Raw genomic sequence first — 22,733 nt, forward strand, 5'->3', positions numbered from 1 at the left:
AGGGGAGTGCGGTGATTGTGATGGGATTCAAAGAACGGCGAAGCGTTGCCCCTCACCCCGGCCCTCTCCCAAAGGGAGAGGGAGAAAGGCGGATCGGTACCGGTGGTTAGGGTGACGGGGAAGACGCAACGCGCTGGCGGCGTTCCAGACCCGGCGCCTGCCACATCGATGTTGTCAGCCCGCTATCGACAAGACCAAGCTGATCGGCATACACCGACTGCCATTTACTCATCATCTCCTGATAAAGCTCGCGATGTTGCGGATTAGGGCTGAATTCGCGGTGCCAGCTCACTAACTTTTCTCCAGCGCTGGCCATATCGCCGTACAGCCCGGCGCCAGCGCCGGCGGCAATGGCGCAGCCGAGGGCAGTGGCTTCGCGGACCACCGGTACCCGCACCGGCAGGCCGGTGACGTCGCTGAGGATCTGGCTCCACAGCGCGCCTTTAGAGCCGCCGCCGGCAAACACCAGGCTGTCGAAAGTCACCCCGGAAAACTGCGAAATCTGCGCCAGGTTGCAGGCGGAGACAATCGCCGCGTTCTCCTCCAGGGCCCGGAACAGGGTGGCTTTATTGCACTTCTCCGGATCGATGGAGAGGTTAATAAACGATGGCGCAGCGTGGTACCACTGCTTAAAGTGCATGGCGTCGGAAAAAATAGGCATCACGCCGTGGGAACCGGCGGGTACGCGGCTGGCCATCTCCTCCAGCAGCGCATAGGCATCGACGCCGAGACGCTCGGCAATCAGCTTTTCTTCAGCGCAGAAGGCGTCGCGGAACCAGCGCATGGTCAGTCCGGTAAAGAAACTGATCGATTCCGCCTGCGCCATGCCGGGGATCACGTGAGGATTGACGCGGATATTCATCTGCGGGTCGGTGCGCACCTGCGGCAGATTGACCACCTGCTGCCAGAAAGTGCCGCCGAGTACCGCGCTTTGCCCGGCGCGTACCACCCCGAGCCCGAGGCAGCCGAGCTGCACGTCGCCGCCGCCCATCACCACCGGCGTCCCGACGCGCAGGCCGCTCTGCTGGGCTGCTGCTTCGGTGACGGCGCCCAGCAGCGTGCCGGTCTCTTTCACCGGCGAGAGCATATCGGCGCGCAGCCCGGCCATATCCAGCAGCGCCGGACGCCAGTCGCGGCTGAACAGATCGAGCATGCCGGTGGTGCCTGCGTTTGACGGGTCGACCGCCAGCTCGCCGGAAAGCTTCGCCGCCAGCCAGTCGCTGATCATGGTGATAGTCGCCGCCTTGCGGTAGATATCGGGACGATGGTGCGCCAGCCACAGCAGGCGTGGCATGGCGCTGAGCGCCAGCGTTTGCCCGGAGACCTCGTACACCTCGGATTCAAAACGATAGTCGTGGATCTCCTTAAGCTCCGCCACTTCGCGGCTGGCGCGGGCATCAACGTTGGCGCAGGCCCAGATGGCCTCGCCGTTGCGGTCATAGAGGACGATCCCTTCGCGCATCGAACAGCAGGCGACGGACTGAATATCGGCGGCAGAGAGCCGGGCGGCGTCGAGAGCCTGGCGAATGCACTGGCAGGCCAGCTGCCAGTTGGTGGTAAGGTCGAACTCCATCGAGCCGGGGACGTTATCGACGCTCAGGTGTTTCCATTCGGCCTGGCCCACCGCCAGCTGGCGGCCATTAAGATCGAAAATGACCGCCCGTATGCTGCCGGTCCCGGCATCTAACGCTAACAGGTAACTCATGACATGCGCCTCACTGTTGTCGCGCGGCGCCGGGCCGTCAGGAGGCCAGTGCGAGCACCGCGCGTGCTGTTGTCTCTTCCGTTACCAGGCCATTAATGCGCTTGCCAATCAGAGCGGCATGAATCGCCTGCGCTTTTTGTTCTCCCCCGGCGACGCCGACGATGGTCGGCAGCTGCGCCAGCTCATCAAGGGTCACGCCGAGCAGTTCCCGATGGATCTCCAGTCCTTCTACCGGCCGGCCGTCGGCCTGCAGGAAATAACCTAAAATGTCGCCGACCGCCCCTTTGCGGGCGTACATCAGCTGTTCGCCCTCGCTGATATAGCCGGAGCGCAGAATGGTCGCGTCGCGCCGCTGATCGATAGCGCCAATGCCAACCACCGCCGCGTCCGCTGCCGTCGCCGCCAGCATCACATCGCGCACGCTGGATTCGCGGCGCAGGATCTCAGCGACCTCCGCCGACGAGACCCGCAGCGGCGCCGGAATAATACTGACGCTGCAGGCGGCATCCAGTTGGCCGATGCCGGTCATATAGGGGCCGACGCCGCCGGAGAGAGTGACCAGTCGCACCTGCTGCGAGCCGATAAAGCCGCTGAGATGCTGCAGGCAGCTCATGGTGGCTTCGCCGAAGCCGACCGCCAGCAGCTGTCCCGGTTGCAGAATGCCCATCAGCGACTGCGCGGCACCGATCCCCAGCCGGGTATTCATCGGCGGGGTGTTGAGCGCCGGCAGCACACGGGCAATCTTGAGGCCAAAGCGCTGCTGGAGTTCACTTTCCAGCGCCAGACAGCCCTCATAGCGCGAGTTGATCTGCACGCGGATCACCCCGGACTGGCGGCCTTTCTCCAGCAGGCGGGAAATCTTCAGCCGCGGCAGCCCCAAACGCTCGCCGATGTCGTTTTGCGTCAGGCCGTCGTGGTAGTAACACCACGCCACCCGCGCCACCAGCTCTTCCTCGGCTAACGCCAGCCCGGCATAGCGATGGTCTTCCGTAATGCGTTTTTCGCTCATAAATTGAACTCTTATAAAAATTTAGATCATATGTTCGCTATTGCGCGGCCGGAAAGTGTGAGCCGACTGGCAAAACGGATCTTTCATCTCTGGCCGCTTTTTTCCGGACGATCTAAAGCGCCAAACTGTGATCTTCGCACGGTTGTAAATATAGTTCACCGTCTACGCTTTTGAACATTATTAAATTTAAAAATCATTTGTTCAAACGAGGCGCGACGATGAAGCCACTGCTTGAAGCTCGCCAGATCCGCAAACAGTTCTCCGGCGTTGCCGTGCTGAAGGGCATCGACTTTACGCTATGCGCGGGCCAGGTGCATGCGCTGATGGGGGGCAACGGCGCGGGTAAATCGACGCTGATGAAGATCATCGCCGGCGTCGAAACCCCGGATAGCGGTGAACTGACGATCGGCGAACGCGCGTTTGCGCGCCTTAACCCGGCGCTGGCCCACCAGCTGGGCATCTATCTGGTGCCGCAGGAGCCAATGCTGTTTCCCAACCTCAGCGTGCGCGAGAACATTCTCTTTCGTCTGCCGAAGCGGGCGGATACCAACGCGCGGCTGCAGGAAAAACTGCAGCAGCTGAACTGCCAGATCAACCTCGATGCCAGCGCCAGCACGTTGGAAGTGGCCGATCAACAGATGGTCGAGATCCTGCGCGGCCTGATGCGCGAGGCGCGGATCCTGATCCTGGATGAACCCACCGCCTCTTTAACGCCGGGTGAAACCGAGAGACTGTTTAGCCAGATCCGCGCGTTACAGGCGCTGGACGTTGGGATCGTCTTTATCTCGCACAAACTGCCGGAAATCCGCCAGCTGGCCAGCCATGTGTCGGTGATGCGCGACGGGGCAGTGGTGCTCAGTGGCGAAACGGCGGGCTACGGCGACCAACAGCTTATCAGCGCCATGACGCCGGCCAGCCGCGACCATGCGCTGAGCGACACGCAAAAGCTGTGGCTGGCGCTACCGGGCAACCGCCGTACCCAGGCGCAGGATTTTCCCGTGCTGCGGGTGGAGGATCTCACTGGCGAAGGTTTTATCGATCTCAGTCTGGAGATCCGCGCCGGGGAGATCGTCGGCCTTGCCGGGCTGGTGGGATCCGGGCGCACCGAATTTGCCGAAACCTTATACGGCCTGCGTCCGCCGCGCGCCGGGAGGATCTGGCTGGAGAACCGCGAGATTAGTCAGGAGAGCACCCGCGCCAGGTTGGCCAGCGGGCTGGTCTATCTGCCGGAAGACCGCCAGGTCTCCGGGCTGTTTCTCGATGCGCCGGTGCGCTGGAACACGGTGATGTTCAATCAGCCGTCGTGGTGGCAGCAGGGGAAACGGGAGGCGGCGGTGGTCGAGCGCTATCACCGGGCGCTGGGGATCAAGCTGGCTGATGGCGACCAGCCGGTACGCACTCTCTCCGGCGGCAACCAGCAGAAGGTGCTGCTGGCGCGCTGTCTGGAAGCTAATCCGTTGCTGCTGATTGTCGATGAGCCGACGCGCGGCGTGGATGTCTCCGCCCGCGCCGATATCTATCAGCTGCTGAAAAGCGTCGCCGCGCAAAATGTGGCGGTGCTGATGATCTCTTCCGATGTGGAGGAGTTCGTCGGTCTGGCCGACCGGGTGCTGGTGATGCATCAGGGCCGCCACAGCGGCGAGCTGGCGCGGCAGGCGGTGACCGTCGATCGCATGATGACCCTGGCCTTCGGAGGGCAGGCATGAAAACGTTATTCAAGAATCGCGAACTGAGCGCCTTTTTTGCCATCGTGGCGCTGTTTGCCGTGCTGGTGGCGCTCAATCCGGCCTATTTCAGCCTGCAGACGCTGGCGATGATTTTCGCCAGCTCACAAATCCTGTGCCTGCTGGCGCTGGGGGCGACGCTGGTGATGCTGACCCGCAATATCGACGTGTCGGTGGGCTCCACCGTTGGCCTGAGCGCCATCGCCGTTGGGGTAGCGCTGAACAACGGCTACGGGCTGGCGACGGCGATCGCCTTCGCGCTGGCGATAGGCGCGCTGGCCGGGGCTTTTAACGGCCTGCTGGTGGTGGGGCTGCGCATTCCGGCGATCGTCGCGACGCTCGGCACGCTGGGGTTGTATCGCGGGGTGATGCTGCTGTGGACCGGAGGGAAATGGATCGAAGGCTTGCCCGACAGCCTGAAATCGCTTTCGGAGCCCGCGTTTATCGGCGTCTCGCCGCTGGGCTGGCTGGTGCTGGCGCTGCTGCTGGTGGGCGGCTGGCTGCTGTCGCGCACCGCCTCTGGACGTGATTTCTATGCCGTTGGCGATAACCTCGCCGCTGCCCGCCAGCTGGGCGTGGCGGTTAATCGCACACGGATGCTGGCTTTTACCCTCAACGGTATGCTGGCGGCCTGCGCCGGGATCGTCTTCGCCGCGCAGATTGGCTTTGTGCCCAATCAGACCGGCAGCGGCCTGGAGATGAAAGCCATCGCCGCCTGCGTGCTGGGCGGAATATCGCTGCTCGGCGGCACCGGTACGCTGCTCGGCGCGTTTCTCGGCGCCTTTTTCCTCACCCAAATCGACACCGTGCTGGTGCTGTTCCGCCTTCCTGCCTGGTGGAATGACTTTATCGCCGGCCTGGTGCTGCTCGGGGTGCTGGTGCTTGATGGCCGCCTGCGCCAGGCGCTGGCCCGCCATCAGCGGGCGCTGAAGTACGGTCGTTTCCAGCCCGGCAACAAAGGGGGCAAACAGGTTGCCCGCTTTCCCGAACGCAAAAGCAAAGAGGTGGCTTAAATGAAGCTGAAGCTTAACTGGGAAAGCGCGCTGCTGGCGTTATTAGTCGTGGAAATCCTGCTGTTCGGCGCGCTGAATCCGCGCATGCTGGATCTCAATATGCTGCTCTTTAGCACCAGCGACTTTATCTGCATCGGCATCGTCGCGCTGCCGCTGACGCTGGTGATTATCAGCGGCGGGATCGATATTTCGCTGGGCTCGACCATCGGACTGTGCGCCATCGCCCTCGGGGTGATGACCCAGGCGGGCTGGCCGCTGTGGCTGGCGGTGTCGCTGACGTTGCTGCTGGGGCTGCTGTGCGGGCTAATCAACGCCGCGCTGATCCACTACACCGGCATCAGCCCGCTGGTGATCACCCTCGGGACGCTGTATCTGTACGGCGGCGGCGCGCTGCTGCTTTCCGGCATGGCCGGCGCCACCGGTTATGAGGGGATCGGCGGCTTTCCCGACAGCTTCACCGCCTTCGCCAATTTAACCCTGGGCGGGCTGCCGCTGCCGCTGGTGCTGTTCGCGGGTATCACCTTTCTCTTCTGGCTGCTGGCCCATCGCGGGCGCTTTGGCCGCCACCTCTTTTTACTCGGGCAAAACCCGCGCGCCGCGCGCTATGCGGCGCTGTCGGTGAACGGCATCCCGTATGTGCTGTATGGCCTGGTCGGTATTGCCTCGGCGGTCGCGGCGCTGGTGATGGTCTCCTATTTCGGCTCGGCGCGTTCGGATTTAGGCCGTGACCTGCTGATGCCGGCGCTGACCGCGGCGGTGCTCGGTGGGGCCAATATTTACGGCGGCTCGGGATCGATACTGGGTACCGCGCTGGCGGCATTGCTGGTGGGGTATCTGCAACAGGGTTTACAGATGGTCGGCATCCCCAACCAGGTGTCGAGCGCGCTGTCAGGGGCGCTGTTGGTTGTGGTGGTGATGGGGCGTTCGCTGAGCCTGCACCGTGAATGGGTGCGCACGACCTGGCGGCGTCTTTTCTCGCGTAAAACAATCGGAGCACAACAATGAAAACAAAACGTATCCTGCAGGTCAGCACGCTGGCGCTGGCGATGAGCGTGGCAACCGCGCAAGCGGCGGACCGTATCGCCTTTATTCCTAAGCTGGTCGGCGTCGGCTTCTTTACCAGCGGCGGCAACGGCGCGAAAGAGGCGGGGAAAGCGCTGGGCGTGGATGTCACCTATGACGGCCCAACCGAGCCCAGCGTCTCCGGCCAGGTGCAGCTTATCAACAACTTCGTCAACCAGGGCTACAACGCGATTATCGTCTCAGCCGTCTCACCGGACGGCCTGTGTCCGGCGTTGAAGCGGGCGATGCAGCGCGGGGTGAAAGTCCTGACCTGGGATTCCGATACCAAGCCGGAGTGCCGCAGCATCTATATCAATCAGGGCACGCCGCAGCAGCTCGGCGGCCTGCTGGTGGAGATGGCGGAAAAGCAGGTGACGAAGCCCGCTGCCAAAGTGGCGTTTTTCTACTCCAGCCCGACGGTGACCGACCAGAACCAGTGGGTGAAGGAAGCCAAAGCCAAAATCGAAAAAGAACATCCGCAGTGGCAAATCGTCACCACCCAGTTTGGCTATAACGATGCCACCAAATCGCTGCAAACTGCCGAGGGGATCTTAAAAGCGTATCCGGATCTCGACGCCATTATCGCGCCGGATGCCAATGCGTTGCCGGCGGCGGCGCAGGCGGCGGAGAACCTCAAGCGTCAGGGCGTGGCGATCGTCGGCTTTAGTACCCCCAATGTGATGCGCCCCTACGTGGAGCGCGGCACGGTGAAAGCCTTTGGTCTGTGGGATGTGGTTCAGCAGGGCAAAATTGCGGTTAACGTCGCCGATCGATTACTGAAAAAGGGCGATCTTAACGTCGGCGATAGCGTTGAGGTGAAAGATATCGGCTCGCTGAAGGTCGAACCGAACAGCGTGCAGGGCTACCAGTATGAGGCGAAGGGCAACGGTATCGTGTTGCTACCGGAGCGCGTGGTGTTCAGCAAAGAGAACATCAATAACTACGACTTCTGACGGAGGATGAGATGGCTGATTTAGATGATATCAAAGAGGGCAAGGACTTCGGCCTCGACCGCCCGCAGCAGAACACGCTGTACACCCTGAAAGGCTGCGGCTCGCTGGACTGGGGCATGCAGTCGCGGCTGGCGCGCATTTTTAATCCGCACAGCAACCGCACGGTCATGCTGGCCTTCGACCATGGTTACTTCCAGGGGCCAACCACCGGGCTGGAGCGTATCGACCTGTCGATTGCGCCGCTGTTCGAGGAGACCGACGTGCTGATGTGTACCCGCGGCGTATTGCGCAGTCAGGTACCGGCGGCGACCAATAAACCGGTGGTGCTGCGCGCCTCCGGCGGTAACTCGATTTTGAGTGAACTCTCCAACGAATGCGTGGCGGTGGCGATGGAGGACGCCCTGCGTCTCAACGTTTGCGCGGTGGCGGCGCAGGTCTATATCGGCAGCGAATACGAACATCAGTCGATCAATAACATCATCAAACTGGTGGACGCCGGCAACCGCTACGGTATGCCGGTACTGGCGGTCACTGGCGTCGGCAAAGAGATGGCCCGCGACGCCCGCTACTTCTCGCTGGCCAGCCGGATTGCCGCCGAAATGGGGGCGCAGTTTGTGAAGACTTATTTTGTTGAGGACGGTTTTGAGAAAGTGACCGCCAGCTGCCCGGTACCGATCGTCATCGCCGGGGGCAAAAAGCTGCCGGAGCATGAGGCGCTGGAGATGTGCTGGCGGGCGATCGACCAGGGGGCGTCCGGGGTGGATATGGGACGCAATATCTTCCAGTCCAGCGCCCCACGGGCGATGCTGAAGGCGGTGAAAAAGGTGGTGCATGAGAATCTGAACGCGCGCGAAGCGTACCAGTTCTGGCAGGAAGAGAAACAGGGAGAGCGGAAATGAACGTGACGCTGGTGGAGATCAATATCAAACCGGAGCGGGTCGACGAGTTTCTCGAGGTATTTCGCGCCAACCACGAAGGCGCGCTGCGGGAGCCGGGCAACCTGCGCTTTGATGTCCTGCAGGATCCGGAAGTGAAGACCCGCTTTTTTATCTACGAAGCCTATAAAGACGATGAGGCGGTGCTGGCGCACAAGAAAACCCCGCACTATTTAGCCTGCGTCGAAAAGCTGGAGGAGATGATGTCGCAGCCGCGGCAGAAGCGCAGCTTTATCGGCCTGCTGCCGCAGGTGTGAGAGAAATCCAGAGGAGAAGGTAACCCCGGCCCTCTCCCATGGAGAGAGGGCCGGGGGGAGGGGCAGTGAATTACGCCTCTGCAACCGAGACGCGCAGGGCCGCCAGCGCCTTACGCGCCGCCTTCAGCACCTGCTCGCACTGCTCAAGGGTGAGCGTCAGCGGCGGTTCAACGCGGATCGTCTTGGCGTTATTTAACGTCCCGGCGACCAGCACCCGCTGTCTGAACATCTCGCTGGCAAAGTCGTAGCCAATCTCGTTATCGACAAACTCGATGGCCATCAGCATGCCTTTCCCGCGTACTTCATTCACCAGGTCCGGATACTCCTGCGCCAGCAGGCGGAAACCGTCCAGCAGCATATCGCCTTTCTGCGCCGCCTGCGCCGGCAGGTTTTGCGTCAACAGCACGTTGATGGTCGCCAGCGCCGCCGCACAGGCCAGCGGGTTGCCGCCGAAGGTCGTGGTGTGCAGGAACGGGTTGTCGAACAGCACCGAGAAGACCTCTTCCGTCGCCACCGTCGCGCCGATCGGCATCACGCCGCCGCCGAGCGCTTTCGCCAGACACAGGATGTCGGGCTGAACGTTCTCATGCTCGCAGGCGAACATCTTGCCGGTGCGTCCCATACCGGTCTGCACTTCGTCGAGGATCAGCAGGGCGCCAAACTCGTCGCACAGTTTGCGCACCGCCGGCAAATACCCCGTCGGCGGCAGGATCACCCCCCCTTCGCCCTGAATCGGCTCAAGGATCACCGCCGCGACGTCGTCGCCGGTTTTCTTGCACTCGCTCAGCATGGTGCGCATGGCGTTGATATCGCCGAACGGCACATGGCGGAAGCCCGGCAGCAGCGGCATAAACGGTTTGCGGAAAGTCGACTTGGCGGTGGCCGACAGCGCCCCCAGCGATTTGCCATGGAAGGCGCCGCTGGTGGCGATGAAGGTGAATTTACCTCGCGGCGACTGATAGGCTTTCGCCAGCTTGATGGCCGCCTCTACCGATTCGGTACCGCTGTTGCAGAAGAAGCTGTACTTCAGTTTGCCGGGCGTTAAGGCCGCCAGGGTTTTCGCCAGCATCGCGCGTAGCGGGTCCAGCAGTTCCTGACTGTGAAGCGGTTGTTTCGCGAGTTGATTCTCGACGGCGGATACCACAACTGGATTACGGTGCCCTACATTGAAGATGCCAAACCCGCCAAGGCAGTCGATAAACTCCTGTCCCTGGGTGTCGACAAGCGTATTTAACCCTCCCGCTTGCCACTCTACGGCTCCGTAATCCCCGCCGGCTGTGACCGATTTTCGATACTCTAAAAACCCCGGATTCACATGCTCTTTAAAGTATTCTCTAACCTCCTGGTTAAGTGCTTTCATTTCCTCATGGTCAAGCGTGCGCTTTTCAATGAGATTCAGTGCGTGTGCGCTGCAGGCCAGAGCCGATGCGCTGGAAGGTAACCTGTTCAAAATGTGCTCCTGGGGCGGACGTATCACACGATACTGGATTAAGTATTGCAGGGATTACGCCAGTTCGGCAGAAGCGGTGAAAATCGGGATAAATGCAAAGTAAAAGACGAAATGTGTAAAATTTAATCTCATGGCGCCATTATTGGCACGTTTTATTCCTGAGCTGACGAGATTTTCTGCCTTGCGGCGTTGAGCGGCACGATCCGTCGTGGTGCGGGCTGCCCCAGCGCGGGGCAGCTGATGGTGAGCAAGGAGGCTTAGTCGAGCTGGGAGATCTCCATCGCCGCCCGGTCGATAATGCCGATGATCTGCTTGAGCTGGGCGGCGCTGCTGGCCTGCTGGTTCACTTTCAGGTCGAGGACCGCTTTGAAATTCTCCAGCGCGCGCTTCATCTGCGGATCGCGGCGCAGCTCGCAGCCGACCATCCGCGCCTGCAGACGCTCCTGGATATGGGCCAGATGCTCCTGGTTCTCCGCGTGCAGCTGTTTCCCCTCTTCGCTGATGACGATTTTTTTGCGTCCGTTGTCGTCTTCCACGCTGATGAGACCCTGGTCCTGGAGCAGATCCAGCGTCGGGTAGATCACCCCCGGGCTGGGACTGTAGTTCCCCTGGGTGAGGGTTTCGATCTCTTTGATCAGCTCATAGCCGTGGCTGGCGCTGCGGCTGAGGATGTCCAGAATAATCAGCCGCAGTTCGCCGTGGCCAAAGAAACGCTGGCGACGTCCGCCGCCGCGACGGCCATGGTCGCCGTGTTCGCTGGGGTCACCGTGGCGCCCGCGCGGCCCACGCCCGTCTTCATGATGATGTCGCATGGTTACCTCCTGCTATGTTTTGATATATCTAATTTATATCTAAAAAATGAATTCTCGCAATGCTGGTTGTGATTTATTTTTTAATTTGTTGATATTTATCTCTTTATTTTTGATGCTGGTATTTTAATGCGGTTTGTTTTGACTATATCAAAAAAAGACTTGCATTCTTTTTAGATGGCAATCATTATCATTTGCATCGAGTTTAGATATATCTATTTACTGTTCACGAAGGCGATCGATGATGACAAAAACCAAAGCAGACAAGTACCCGCAGCGTGTCCGCAATGAGCTGCGTTTCCGTGAGCTGACGGTGCTGCGCGTGGAGCGCGCAGGCGCGGCCTTCCAGCGCATCGTGCTGGGAGGCGAGGCGCTGGAAGGTTTCGTTTCCCGCGGCTTTGACGACCACACCAAGCTTTTCTTCCCGGAGCCGGGCGCGGCGTTTGCCCCGCCGCAGGTGACCGAGGAGGGGATCGACTGGGGTGAGGGCGTGCGGCCTGCTACCCGCGACTATACGCCGCTGTACGATGCCGAACGCCATGAGCTGGCGTATGACTTCTTTATCCACGATGGCGGAATTGCCAGCCGCTGGGCGCTGGAGGCAAAAGTGGGCGATAAGCTGGTGATCGGCGGTCCGCGCGGCTCGCTGGTGGTGCCGGAGGATTACGCCTGGCAGTTATATGTCTGCGATGAGTCCGGTATGCCGGCGCTGCGTCGTCGTCTGCTGGGATTGCGTCAGCTGGCGGTGACGCCGCAGGTGACGGCCATCGTCACTATCGCCGATGCGTCATATAAAGATTATCTGGCTAACCTCGACGGCTTTAACATCGAGTGGGTGGTGGGCCACCATCCGGCGTTCGTCGCCGAGCGTCTGGCGCAGGTGAAGGTGCCGGCGGAGGATTATTTCATCTGGCTGACCGGCGAAGGCGCGGTGGTGAAATCGCTGCTGGCGCGCTTTGAAGATGAGAGCATCGATCAGCAGCTGGTGCGTTCGCAGGCGTACTGGCACAGCAAGTAAAAAGCCATCGTGGTAAAACCCGGATAGCGGCGCGTAGCGCCTTATCCGGGCTAACCGCGGTGCCGTTTTTTGTCGGGTGTCGGCTAACGCCTTACCCGACCTACCCTTCGGCGCTGTGACGTTGCCCCGGTAAGCGCAGCGCCACCGGGGAGGCTTATCGTTCCGCCAGCGCCTTAAACACCATCGCCACCGCGTGGGCGCCGGGGTCCATGTTGCCGAGCAGGCTGTCGCTGTTGAGATAGGACGCTCGTCCGGCGCCGGCTTTGCTCGACTGGCAGGTGCGATCCGCGCCGGCCTGCGCCGCGGCAAAAGCGGCCTGCAGGTTCTCCGGTTCGGCCAGCAGCGCCGTCAGCGCCGGCTGCAGAGCATCGATCATTGTCCGGTCGCCTTCATCGGCGCCGCCGTAAAATTTCATCTGCTCCAGACCAGCGTTCAGCGCCTCGGCCACGCTGGCGCCTTGCTCCAGTTTCTGCCCGGCAGCGGTGAAGAAGATCGACATCAATACCCCGCTGGAGCCGCCCATCACCACCGTCAGGCGTTCGCCCGTCAGCGCAAACAGCGTGGGCAGGTCGTTGAGCGGCAGCTGCTGGCGCTGCAGCAGGTCGGCAATCTCACGCGCCCCGGCGGCGAAGGTGGAGCCGGTATCGCCATCGCCCACTTTGGCATCCAGCGCGTTGAGATGATCTTCAAGCCCGACGAGGGTGCTGGTCACCTGCGCGACGTAATCGCCCACCTGCGGGTTGGCAGAGGGCGTAAAGTCGACGCGTGCGCTGGCGAGAGTGGAGGGCATGATGTTAACTGTCCGCGGCTGCACCGGCCGTGGCCAGCCGGCGGTTTCCACATCCGCCAGCAGCGCTTTCTCAATACTCTCTTCCAGCACGATGGCGCTCAGCGAGAAACCCTTCATATCCAGGGCCGTCACCAGCGAGGCCGGGCCAATCAGCCAGTCAACGCGTGCCTGCAGCGGCGTGTTAGCCAGTTCGCGAGTCAGGATCGCCATTTCGGCCACCGACACGCCGCCGAGGTTATTGAGCATCACCGCCAGACGGCCGGTTTCCGGCAGGGCGGCGGTCAGTTTTTCCACCATCAGGTTGATGATGTCCGCACTGTTTTGCGTGGCGATGGTGGAGGCGCCAGGCTCGCCGTGGATGCCCATTCCCAGCTCGGCGTGACCGGCCTGATGGCGCGGCGCGCTGTCGGCCTCCTGTGGCAGATGGCAGCTGGCCAGCGCCACCCCGATGCTGGCGGTGTGGTTGGCGGCGTACCGCGCTTCGCGCAGAACGGTGGCGAGGTTGTAGCCGCGTTCGGCAAAATAGCCCGCCACCTTATGGACGAACAGCGTACCGGCGATGCCCCGCGGCTGTTTGTTATCCGGCAGTGAAATGTCGTCGCCCACGATCAGCATTTCCACGTTGTAGCCAAGACGGCGCGCTTTCTCCGCCGCCAGGCCGAAGTTCAGTCGGTCGCCGGTATAGTTTTTTACGATCAGCAGGCAGCCCGCCTCGCCGGTCACCGCCTGAATGGCGGTAAGCACCGCGTCGACGCTCGGCGAGGCGAACAGATCGCCACAGACTGCGGCGGTCAGCATGCCTTTACCAATAAAGCCGACGTGCGCCGGTTCGTGGCCGGCGCCGCCGCCGGAGATCACCGCCACGTTGTTTTTATTCAGGTCGCGACGGACCACCACCCGGATCGCCGGGTCGCTCTCCAGCCGGGCGAGGTTATTCCACGGACTGGCGATGATGGTTCCCTCAATCACGTCGTTGACGAGGCTGGCGCGCTGGTTAAAAAAGAATTGAGACATAGTGGTTCCTGAAGAGTAAGCGAAAACTCACCCTCCGGAGGCAGACCTCCGGAGCGGTAACGGTCAAAGTGGATTTAATGGCGGATAAGGCGCTGGTGGCGCATATCGAGCGCGATGGGCTCGCCGGGCTGCACGCTGTTCAGCGCCTCGCCCTGCTGGCACAGCCAGGCGATCCCCGCCGCGCGGGCGATAATCGCGCCGTGGGCCTGTTCGCTGCCGTCGCGCAGGCACAGACCTTTGACGCGACTGGCATCCAGTTGCAGGACGGTCGACGGGAACATGTTGTCGGCGATAATAATGGTCGGCTCGCCGGGCGTCGGCAGCGTCTCCTGAACGTCCTGCAGATGGCGCAGGGTGCGCTGCAGAATATCTTCGATATCGATATAGCGCGCCTGCAGATAGGGGTCATCCAGCTGGCGATACTGCTGGCTGAGCTCCATCAGCACCTGATGCCACGCCCATTCCGCCGAGCACGGCTCGGTGAGCAGACGATCGTTGGCGGCATCAAACAGATCCTCATCGTCGAGCAGGGTGTGGTGCCCGGCGAAAATCGCCGCGATGTCGGCGTTAAATTTATTCTCCGCCAGCTCGGTCAGGGCGGTGAGCTCCGCCAGCGTCTGGTCGATGGCCCGGCGCAGTCGCTGCTGCTCGCGGGCGACATCGGCGGCGGCCGGACGCACAGGTTGGATCAGGGCCAGCGGATAGCGCAGCGCGATGCCTTCGACGCGCCCGGAGGCGGCAGGGGCTGGTGCCGGTTGCGCCGCAGGCGATTCGCCGAAGTTATCGGCGGCCAGCGCCTGAAACGCCGCCAGTGCCGCATCGGCCTCTGGCCCACGGGCCAGCAGGCGCAGCTTGTCGTTGCGTCGCACCTGCAACAGGGCGATTTGGTTGAGGCTGTCCGGTTTGACGCACTTCCCGTTTTTCTCCAGCAGCAGATCGGCGTTAAAGCCTGCCAGCGCGGCGACCAGCTTCGACGCCGGACGCACGTGCAGGCCGTTGTGGTTCTGTATGACCACCGCAAGCGATTTGCTGTCGCCATCGTCGGCAAGCGTCGGCGTCGGGGCGGCGTCAGGGGTTGGCGAAGGTAAACCCAGCTGGATCCGTTTGGTCTCCAGGGCGTTCATGGCGTCGGCGATCACTTTGTCGATCCCGGCGCCGGAGGCGGCGCTGACGGTGGCCGCCAGCGTCCCCTCCACCAGCGGCGCGGCGCACAGCCGCACCTTCGCGGCAATCGCCGGATCGAGCAGATCGAGAGCGGTCTCGGCGCTGAGCAACGCGCTGCCGATATCCATCATCACCAGCACGTGGTCGGTGTCGGCGACGGATTCGATCGCTTCCATGACCTTGATCGGGTCGGTGCCGATCGGGCTGTCGGGGTCGTCGATCCCGGCGGCGATCGCCAGCTTGCAGCCGTCGTTGATTAACATCTGCCGGGCCAGTTCTCCGACACCTTCGCCCAGCCGGGCGCTATGAGAAACAATAACCAGGTTTACCATCGCGATTTCCTTACTCTTTGGCCGCGGCGGCCAACATCTGCATCATAAACATCACTGACGTGGCGCCCGGATCCTGATGGCCGATGCTGCGTTCGCCAAGGTAGCTGGCGCGGCCTTTGCGCGCCTGCATGGTGATGGTACTGTGGGCGCCGGCTTCCGCTGCTTTGCAGGCGGCATCCAGCGCGGCGGCGATCGACAGGTGCTGCTCGCTGGACTGGCGCAGGGAGTCCACCACCGGCAGCCAGACGTCGCACATGGTTTTATCCCCCGGCTCCGCTTTGCCGCGGTTGACGACGCCGTCCGCGCCTTCGCGGATCATCAGGTACAGTTCGTCGAGCGTCAGGCTCTGGTGAGCCTGAGTGACCTGCGCGGCGCGAATGAAGAAGGTGCCGAACAGCGGGCCGCTGGCGCCGCCGACGTTGGAGAGCAGCGTCATGCCGGTGTTTTTGAGGATAAAGCCAATATCTTTATCGGCAATCGACGGCAGCTTTTCCACCACCTTGCTGAAGCCGCGGTGCATGTTCAGGCCGTGATCGGCATCGCCGATCTCTTTATCGAGGCCGGTGAGAAAATCGCTCTCTTTGGTGAAGATATCGCCGCAGCGGTACAGCCAGTCGACGATTTGCGTTCTGTTCAGTGACATGTCGTGCTCCTTAGTTTCCCCAGTTCAGCGCCGGGGTATGAACCGGGGCGTCCCATAGCGCCAGCGTCTCATCATCCACTTTCAGCAGAGTGATGGAGAAGCCCGCCATATCCAGCGAGGTGCAGTAGCTACCGACGAGGTTGCGTTCGATGATGATGCCGGACGCTTCGCAGCGCTGGGCGAGACGGTGATACACACCGTACAGTTCGGACAGCGGGGTGGCGCCGAGGTTATTGACCAGCGCGATGACCCGGTCGCCGTTTTGCAGCGCGGTTTTGCTCTGCTTCACTTCCTGCCACGCGCCCTTGACGGTATCCCACTGGCGCAGCGTGCGGCTGTAGGCGCCATTCTCCAGCAGGGTATCGAACATCTCATCGACGGTTTGGTCCAGCGAGCTGAAGCGACGGCGGTCGATGCCCGGCTCGCCGTGAATGCCGACGCCGAACTCCATTTCATCGTCCTGCAGGGTAAAGGAAGGTTGTCCGGCGGCCGGTACGGTGCAGGCGCCGAGGGCGATGCCAATGGAGTGGCCGAGATTATTCAGGCGGCGCCCCAGTTCAGCGCAGGCCTCCAGCGAATCGCCGCGCTCGGCGGCGGCGCCGACCAGTTTTTCGATCAGTACGGTATTGGCGACGCCGCGGCGGCCTGCGGTATAGAGACTGTCCTTCACCGCCACGTCGTCGTCGACCACCACGGTGGTGACTTTAATGCCGCTCTCATGCAGCAGCTCGGTGGCGGTTTCGAAGTTCAGGATGTCGCCGGTGTAGTTTTTGATAATCAGCAGGACGCCTTCGCCGCCGTCAATCTGCATCGCGCATTCGAACATTTTATCTGGCGTCGGCGAGGTGAAGATTTCCCCCGGGCAGGCGCCAGAAAGCATCCCCTGGCCGATATAGCCGCAGTGCATTGGCTCATGGCCGCTGCCGCCGCCGGAGAGGAGGGCGACCTTGCCGGCCACCGGCGCATCGGCGCGGGTGACGTACAGCGGGTCCTGATGCAGGGTAAGCTGCGGGTGGGCTTTAGCCAGCCCCTGTAATTGTTCATTCAGTACATCTTCAACACGGTTAATCAGCTTTTTCATTATTCAGTGCTCCGTTGGAGAAGGTTCGATGCGGCCTCTCTGCTGGCGGAGGCGGTCATCGCGTAGGGGTATCGTCTGACGGTGCAGCGTGCCTGGCGATATGATGATTCTGGCTGAGCGGACGAAAAAAAGAATGCCCCGGCGATCGGGTTTCATTACGAAACATCGCCTGCTTATTTTGTTTCTTTATGGAACGTTTTTGCTGAGAAAACGGTGAAAATGCGAGCTGGCGCGCTTTTTTTCACCTGCTTTAAGCCCCGGTCATCGCAGCCGGCACAGTAGGCGGAAAAAATTTTTCGCTGATTTTCACGCAGCTGCGCGGGAAAAGCCTGCCGCTAAAGGGGGATGGTAGGGGAATTATGCGGCAGAGGAGCGGATCGGGATCGCAATCCTGACGGAGAACAGGGCTTTTTGTTCCAATATGGAACGTAAAAATTTAACCTGTGTTTCATATCAGAACAAAAAGGCGAAAGATTTTTTTGTTCCCTGCCGGCCCTACAGTGATCGCACTGCTCCGGTACATTCCGTTGAGGCCGCGCTTTACCGGCCGGCGCGGATAACGCCAGGGCTCATCATGTCTACATGCGCACTTATTTGAGGGTGAAAGGAATGCTAAAAGTTATTCAATCTCCAGCCAAATATCTTCAGGGTCCTGATGCTGCTGTTCTGTTCGGTCAATATGCTAAAAACCTGGCGGAGAGCTTCTTCGTCATCGCTGACGACTTCGTGATGAAGCTGGCGGGGGAGAAAGTGGTGAATGGCCTGCAGAGTCACGATATTCGCTGCCATGCGGAACGGTTTAACGGCGAATGCAGCCATGCGGAAATTAACCGCCTGATGGCGATTTTGCAAAAACAGGGCTGCCGCGGCGTGGTCGGCATCGGCGGCGGTAAGACCCTCGATACCGCGAAGGCGATCGGGTACTACCAGAAGCTGCCGGTGGTGGTGATCCCGACCATCGCTTCGACCGATGCGCCGACCAGCGCGCTGTCGGTGATCTACACCGAAGCGGGCGAGTTTGAAGAGTATCTGATCTATCCGAAAAACCCGGATATGGTGGTGATGGACACGGCGATTATCGCCAAAGCGCCGGTACGCCTGCTGGTCTCCGGCATGGGCGATGCGCTCTCCACCTGGTTCGAGGCTAAAGCCTGCTACGATGCGCGCGCCACCAGCATGGCCGGGGGGCAGTCCACCGAGGCGGCGCTGAGCCTGGCCCGCCTGTGCTATGATACGCTGCTGGCGGAGGGCGAAAAGGCCCGTCTGGCGGCGCAGGCCGGGGTGGTGACCGAAGCGCTGGAGCGCATCATCGAGGCGAACACCTACCTCAGCGGCATTGGCTTTGAAAGTAGCGGCCTGGCCGCCGCCCACGCGATCCACAACGGTTTCACCATTCTGGAAGAGTGTCACCACCTGTATCACGGCGAGAAAGTGGCCTTCGGCACCCTGGCGCAGCTGGTGCTGCAGAACAGCCCGATGGACGAGATTGAAACCGTGCTGGGCTTCTGCCAGCGCGTCGGCCTGCCGGTGACCCTCGCGCAGATGGGCGTCAAAGAGGGGATCGACGCGAAAATCGCCGCGGTGGCAAAAGCCACCTGCGCGGAAGGGGAGACCATCCACAATATGCCGTTCGCGGTGACCCCGGAAAGCGTGCACGCCGCTATCCTCACCGCCGATCTGTTAGGCCAGCAGTGGCTGGCGCGTTAATTCGCGGTGGCTAAACCGCTGGCGCCGGTCAGCGGTTTCTCTTTCTCCCCTCTGGCAGTGGCTGCCGGAGGGGTTCTCTATGGTAAAACGCGGAAAACAGTATGACTGTTCAGACTCAGGATACCGGGAAGGCAGTCTCTGCCGTCATCGCCCAGTCATGGCATCGCTGCAGCAAGTTTATGCAGCGCGAAACCTGGCAAACGCCGCACCAGGCCCAGGGCCTGACTTTTGACTCTATCTGTCGGCGTAAAACCGCGCTGCTGACCATCGGTCAGGCGGCGCTGGAGGACGCCTGGGAGTTTATGGACGGTCGCCCCTGCGCGCTGTTTATCCTTGATGAGACCGCCTGTATTCTGAGCCGCTGCGGCGAACCGCAAACGCTGGCGCAGCTGGCTGACCTGGGGTTTCGCGACGGCAGCTACTGCGCGGAGAGCATTATCGGCACCTGCGCGCTGTCGCTGGCCGCGATGCAGGGGCAGCCGATCAACACCGCCGGCGATCGGCATTTTAAGCAGGCCCTGCAGCCATGGAGCTTTTGTTCGACGCCGGTGTTCGATAACCACGGGCGCCTGTTCGGCTCTATCTCGCTTTGCTGTCTGGTGGAGCACCAGTCCAGCGCCGACCTTTCCCTGACGCTGGCCATCGCCCGCGAGGTGGGCAATTCCCTGCTCACCGACAGCCTGCTGGCGGAATCCAACCGCCACCTTAATCAGATGTACGGCCTGCTGGAGAGCATGGACGACGGGGTGATGGCGTGGAACGAACAGGGGGTGCTGCAATTTCTCAATGTTCAGGCGGCGAGACTGCTGCATCTTGATGCCCAGGCCAGCCAGGGGAAAAATATCGCCGATCTGGTGACCCTTCCGGCGCTGCTGCGCCGGGCCATCAAACACGCCCGCGGCCTGAATCACGTTGAAGTCACCTTTGAAAGCCAGCACCAGTTTATCGACGCGGTGATCACCTTAAAACCGATCGTCGAGGCGCAAGGCAACAGCTTTATTCTGCTGCTGCACCCGGTGGAGCAGATGCGGCAGCTGATGACCAGCCAGCTGGGCAAAGTCAGCCACACCTTTGAGCAGATGTCAGCCGACGATCCGGAAACCCGGCGGCTGATCCACTTTGGCCGCCAGGCGGCGCGCGGCGGCTTCCCGGTGCTGCTGTGCGGTGAAGAAGGGGTGGGGAAAGAGCTGCTGAGCCAGGCCATCCACAATGAAAGCGAGCGGGCGGGCGGCCCCTATATCGCCGTCAACTGCCAGCTGTATGCCGACAGCGTGCTGGGCCAGGACTTTATGGGCAGCGCCCCCACTGACGATGAAAATGGCCGCCTGAGCCGCCTTGAGCTGGCCAATGGCGGCACCCTGTTTCTGGAAAAAATTGAGTATCTGGCGCCGGAGCTGCAGTCGGCCCTGCTGCAGGTGATTAAGCAGGGAGTGCTTACCCGCCTCGACGCCCGCCGCCTGATCCCGGTGGATGTGAAGGTGATCGCCACCACCACCGTCGATCTGGCCAACCTGGTGGAACAGAACCGCTTTAGCCGCCAGCTGTACTATGCGCTGCACTCCTTCGAGATTGTCATCCCCCCGCTGCGCGCCCGGCGCAACAGCATCCCGTCGCTGGTGCATAACCGGCTGAAGAGCCTGGAGAAGCGTTTCTCTTCGCGGCTGAAAGTGGACGATGACGCGCTGGCCCAACTGGTGGCCTACTCGTGGCCGGGAAATGATTTTGAGCTTAACAGCGTGATAGAGAACATTGCCATCAGCAGCGACAACGGCCACATTCGGCTAAGCAACCTGCCGGAATATCTCTTTTCCGATCGGCCGGGGGTCGATAGCGGCTCATCGCTGCTGCCGGCCAGCCTGACCTTTAGCGCCATCGAAAAAGAGGCCATCATTCACGCTGCCCGGGTGACCAGCGGGCGGGTGCAGGAGATGTCGCAACTGCTGAATATTGGCCGCACCACCCTGTGGCGCAAAATGAAGCAGTACGATATCGACGCCAGCCAGTTCAAGCGCAAGCATCAGGCCTAGTCTTCTCGATACGCGCCATGGAGAACAGGGCGTCCGACAGACGATTGCTGTAGCGTTTGAGCGCGTCGCGCAGTGGGCCAAATTGGCCATCCTCTGCCGTGCGAATGCGCTAGCGATGAGTGTGACGGGGCCCGCCGCATAACGGCGGGTAACGAGGTTAACTTTCCCCGGCGAGCGCCGGGGGAAGGCTTATTTTTTAATAACCGAGTTGAGGTCGCCGAGTTTAGTGGCGGGGTTCTTGTGGCACTGCTGCAGCATTTTCGGCACCGAGACGGTCTCGACTTCATGCCAGTCGACATAGTCCCCGCCGCTGAAGTCGGTGTTGCGATTCACTACCCAGAAGGCCACCGGGGTCATGCTTTTCGGGTTCATATCCATAAATTCCTGACAGGTCATATTCTGCGGTGTGGTTTCCTGTACCGCGAACGCCGGGCTGGTCATCAGACAGAATGTGGTGGCCGCTACGGTCAGTACGAGTGCTTTAGGCAAATTCATTTTCTTCTCCAGTGACAAAATAGGGCTTAAGCCTGGGCGTGCTTCATTTTATTGCGCAGGACCAGCAAGCCGATGGCGCTAAATATCATTTCAACGCCGATAAAGGCGGTAATAAATATCCAGCTTTGCTGCGGATTCATGGCCAGCCACAGGCAGGCGATAAGTAAATCCAACAGGCCGATAAAAATATTCCAGCCGGCGCCGCTTTGTTTTCGGGTTTGACATCCGTTGACGATGCGGGAAATACCGCCGAGAACAAATAAAAAGCCGAATAAGAGGGCCAGGCTGCTCATGCCGTTAAGAGGATTAACGACAAAGCTCAGGCCGAGCACGATCCAGGCGATGGCGAAGATCAGCGCCACCAGGCGTGATTTCCAGTGCTGCTGGCGGAAAACAATCAGGCTGTACAGTGAGTAGAAGCCGCAGATCATCAACAACATGCCGGTCACCGTGGCGAGATACCAGCCGGCGACCAGCGGCCAGGCCAGGCAACAGGCCCCGCAGATAAACAGCAGCGCGGCCATCAAGCCGGCATGCCGTTTATATCGAATCAAGACGCGTGGGTTAAACGCATTTAAGGTGTAATGGCTAAACATAAACATAATTGCTCCGCAGATCCCGGTTGCCGGCCTGACGCTGAATATAATGCGTCATGCTTTATTCAGCGGGCCAAAAGAAAGGTCTGAGGAAAATAGTAGGCCGTGCCATCGCCAGGCGTAAATAAGAGTGCTGAGGTCACTTTATACGCCTTGTCTGACAGCTGTCAGACAAGGCCCGCAATATCGATTCCGGGCTCTGATTCTCAATAACTACGATATTTTTTAAGCTGGCTGCGTTTGGTGATGCTTACCGATTTTAATCAGGAGTTAACGATGAAAAAAGTCATTCTGGCGAGCCTGCTGGCAACCATGATGGGTACCTCTCCGGTGTGGGCAGCAGATAACGCGACGGCAGCGCCTGCCGCGGCAGCCACAGCGCAGGTGCAGAAAGAAGCCGCCGATGTGTTACAGGTGGCGGTTCAGGGCGCGAACGCGATGCGCGACGTCCAGTTCGCCCGTCTGGCGTTGTTTCACGGCCAGCCGGAGAGCGCCAAAAAACTGACAGACGACGCCGCCGCGCTGCTGGCCGCCGATGACGCCAGCTGGGCGAAGTTCGTGAAAACCGACGCGACAGCCAAAATGATCGCCGATCGCTATGTGGTGATCAATGCGACCATCGCCTTGTCTGAAGACTATGTGGCCACCCCGGAAAAAGAGAGTGCCATTAAATCTGCCAACGAAAAACTGGCGAAAGGCGATCAGAAAGGGGCTATCGATACCCTGCGCCTGGCCGGTATTGGCGTGATTGAGAACCAGTATCTGATGCCGCTTAACCAGACCCGTAAGGCGGTGGCGCAGGCGCAAAAACTGCTGAAAGCCGGGAAGTATTACGAAGCGAATCTGGTGCTGAAAGGCGCTGAAGAGGGCATCGTGGTGGACAGCGAGATGCTGGTGGCGGGTAACTGATACCTGTTCCACCCTGAGAGAGCGCAGAGGAAGAGACTGA

20 protein-coding genes and 2 pseudogenes are annotated in these 22,733 nt (G+C 60.8%); 10 read left to right on the forward strand and 12 right to left on the reverse strand.

All coding sequences use genetic code 11. From position 1 onward, the window contains the following. Positions 1-106 precede the first annotated feature (106 nt). Together lsrK and lsrR are read right to left on the reverse strand one after the other, a co-directional pair. A complete protein-coding gene (gene lsrK, locus KHQ24_RS15530; RefSeq protein WP_102006757.1) occupies positions 107-1,705 on the reverse strand; it encodes an autoinducer-2 kinase in 1,599 nt (532 codons plus the stop codon). 37 nt (positions 1,706-1,742) lie between these two features. Further along, positions 1,743-2,714 (reverse strand): transcriptional regulator LsrR, encoded by a 972-nt coding sequence (gene lsrR / locus KHQ24_RS15535; protein ID WP_004206105.1) that lies wholly within the window; start codon positions 2,712-2,714, stop codon positions 1,743-1,745. Between the two features lie 218 nt (positions 2,715-2,932). On the opposite strand from lsrR, the gene lsrA reads away from it, so the two are divergent. Genes lsrA through lsrG form a run of 6 tightly spaced genes read left to right on the forward strand, consistent with a single transcriptional unit; the run spans position 2,933 to position 8,658 of the window. After that, the gene (gene lsrA, locus KHQ24_RS15540) at positions 2,933-4,420 is read left to right on the forward strand and encodes an autoinducer 2 ABC transporter ATP-binding protein LsrA (RefSeq protein WP_004206104.1); all 1,488 of its coding nucleotides are present in this window, start codon (positions 2,933-2,935) and stop codon (positions 4,418-4,420) included. Beyond that, entirely contained in the window at positions 4,417-5,451 is a 1,035-nt protein-coding gene (gene lsrC / locus KHQ24_RS15545; protein WP_032456643.1) for an autoinducer 2 ABC transporter permease LsrC, read from the forward strand. The genes lsrA and lsrC overlap by 4 nt, the downstream gene beginning before the upstream one ends. Beyond that, positions 5,452-6,456 (forward strand): autoinducer 2 ABC transporter permease LsrD, encoded by a 1,005-nt coding sequence (gene lsrD, locus KHQ24_RS15550; RefSeq protein WP_117263783.1) that lies wholly within the window; start codon positions 5,452-5,454, stop codon positions 6,454-6,456. Continuing rightward, positions 6,453-7,466 (forward strand): autoinducer 2 ABC transporter substrate-binding protein LsrB, encoded by a 1,014-nt coding sequence (gene lsrB / locus KHQ24_RS15555; RefSeq protein ID WP_032456641.1) that lies wholly within the window; start codon positions 6,453-6,455, stop codon positions 7,464-7,466. Before lsrD ends, lsrB begins: the two co-directional genes overlap by 4 nt. Before the next feature lie 11 nt (positions 7,467-7,477). Further along, positions 7,478-8,365: a 3-hydroxy-5-phosphonooxypentane-2,4-dione thiolase gene (gene lsrF / locus KHQ24_RS15560; protein WP_004206100.1), complete on the forward strand. Its 888-nt coding sequence runs from the start codon at positions 7,478-7,480 to the stop codon at positions 8,363-8,365. Beyond that, entirely contained in the window at positions 8,362-8,658 is a 297-nt protein-coding gene (gene lsrG / locus KHQ24_RS15565; RefSeq protein ID WP_004181386.1) for a (4S)-4-hydroxy-5-phosphonooxypentane-2,3-dione isomerase, read from the forward strand. Before lsrF ends, lsrG begins: the two co-directional genes overlap by 4 nt. A 70-nt stretch (positions 8,659-8,728) precedes the next feature. Here the strand turns inward: lsrG and ygjG are convergent, their stop codons facing one another. After that, positions 8,729-10,108, reverse strand: a complete 1,380-nt coding sequence (ygjG, locus tag KHQ24_RS15570; protein ID WP_023319182.1) for a putrescine aminotransferase — start codon at positions 10,106-10,108, stop codon at positions 8,729-8,731. 257 nt (positions 10,109-10,365) lie between these two features. After that, on the reverse strand, positions 10,366-10,920 hold the full coding sequence (locus KHQ24_RS15575) for a PadR family transcriptional regulator (protein ID WP_023291070.1): 555 nt from the start codon (positions 10,918-10,920) through the stop codon (positions 10,366-10,368). A 238-nt stretch (positions 10,921-11,158) separates the two neighbouring features. Between KHQ24_RS15575 and KHQ24_RS15580 the strand changes: the two genes are divergently transcribed. Then, the gene (locus KHQ24_RS15580; RefSeq protein WP_211777347.1) at positions 11,159-11,935 is read left to right on the forward strand and encodes a siderophore-interacting protein; all 777 of its coding nucleotides are present in this window, start codon (positions 11,159-11,161) and stop codon (positions 11,933-11,935) included. A 154-nt stretch (positions 11,936-12,089) separates the two neighbouring features. Here the strand turns inward: KHQ24_RS15580 and KHQ24_RS15585 are convergent, their stop codons facing one another. From KHQ24_RS15585 to KHQ24_RS24520, 5 genes and pseudogenes are all read right to left on the reverse strand, one after another. Beyond that, positions 12,090-13,739, reverse strand: a complete 1,650-nt coding sequence (locus KHQ24_RS15585; protein WP_043520960.1) for a glycerone kinase — start codon at positions 13,737-13,739, stop codon at positions 12,090-12,092. 74 nt (positions 13,740-13,813) lie between these two features. Continuing rightward, positions 13,814-15,235 (reverse strand): dihydroxyacetone kinase phosphoryl donor subunit DhaM, encoded by a 1,422-nt coding sequence (dhaM, locus tag KHQ24_RS15590; protein ID WP_211777348.1) that lies wholly within the window; start codon positions 15,233-15,235, stop codon positions 13,814-13,816. A 10-nt stretch (positions 15,236-15,245) separates the two neighbouring features. Beyond that, complete coding sequence (dhaL, locus tag KHQ24_RS15595) at positions 15,246-15,878, reverse strand: dihydroxyacetone kinase subunit DhaL (RefSeq protein ID WP_017899726.1); 633 nt, start codon at positions 15,876-15,878, stop codon at positions 15,246-15,248. Between the two features lie 10 nt (positions 15,879-15,888). Next, complete coding sequence (gene dhaK, locus KHQ24_RS15600; protein WP_004206091.1) at positions 15,889-16,959, reverse strand: dihydroxyacetone kinase subunit DhaK; 1,071 nt, start codon at positions 16,957-16,959, stop codon at positions 15,889-15,891. A gap of 173 nt (positions 16,960-17,132) precedes the next feature. Further along, positions 17,133-17,317: pseudogene (locus KHQ24_RS24520) on the reverse strand (hypothetical protein). 251 nt (positions 17,318-17,568) lie between these two features. Between KHQ24_RS24520 and KHQ24_RS15605 the strand changes: the two are divergent. Then, entirely contained in the window at positions 17,569-18,666 is a 1,098-nt protein-coding gene (locus KHQ24_RS15605) for a glycerol dehydrogenase (RefSeq protein WP_008806556.1), read from the forward strand. Positions 18,667-18,767: 101 nt separating this feature from the next. Then, complete coding sequence (dhaR, locus tag KHQ24_RS15610) at positions 18,768-20,693, forward strand: dihydroxyacetone kinase operon transcriptional regulator DhaR (protein WP_004206088.1); 1,926 nt, start codon at positions 18,768-18,770, stop codon at positions 20,691-20,693. Here the strand turns inward: dhaR and KHQ24_RS15615 are convergent. The 3 genes and pseudogenes from KHQ24_RS15615 to KHQ24_RS15625 all read right to left on the reverse strand — a co-directional run. Beyond that, positions 20,671-20,802: pseudogene (locus KHQ24_RS15615) on the reverse strand (cobalamin adenosyltransferase); the annotation flags it as partial. The gene dhaR and the pseudogene KHQ24_RS15615 sit on opposite strands and share 23 nt — an antisense overlap. An 80-nt stretch (positions 20,803-20,882) precedes the next feature. Next, positions 20,883-21,188: an acid-activated periplasmic chaperone HdeB gene (hdeB, locus tag KHQ24_RS15620; protein ID WP_053809941.1), complete on the reverse strand. Its 306-nt coding sequence runs from the start codon at positions 21,186-21,188 to the stop codon at positions 20,883-20,885. Positions 21,189-21,214: 26 nt separating this feature from the next. Then, positions 21,215-21,790 (reverse strand): HdeD family acid-resistance protein, encoded by a 576-nt coding sequence (locus KHQ24_RS15625; RefSeq protein ID WP_064155339.1) that lies wholly within the window; start codon positions 21,788-21,790, stop codon positions 21,215-21,217. Positions 21,791-22,030: 240 nt separating this feature from the next. On the opposite strand from KHQ24_RS15625, the gene KHQ24_RS15630 reads away from it, so the two are divergent. Continuing rightward, the gene (locus tag KHQ24_RS15630) at positions 22,031-22,693 is read left to right on the forward strand and encodes a YfdX family protein (protein ID WP_072140371.1); all 663 of its coding nucleotides are present in this window, start codon (positions 22,031-22,033) and stop codon (positions 22,691-22,693) included. Positions 22,694-22,733: the final 40 nt, after the last annotated feature.

It is taken from the genome of Klebsiella sp. 54 (assembly GCF_018223875.1).
In the GTDB taxonomy this organism is placed as follows: Bacteria; Pseudomonadota; Gammaproteobacteria; order Enterobacterales; family Enterobacteriaceae; genus Klebsiella; species Klebsiella quasipneumoniae.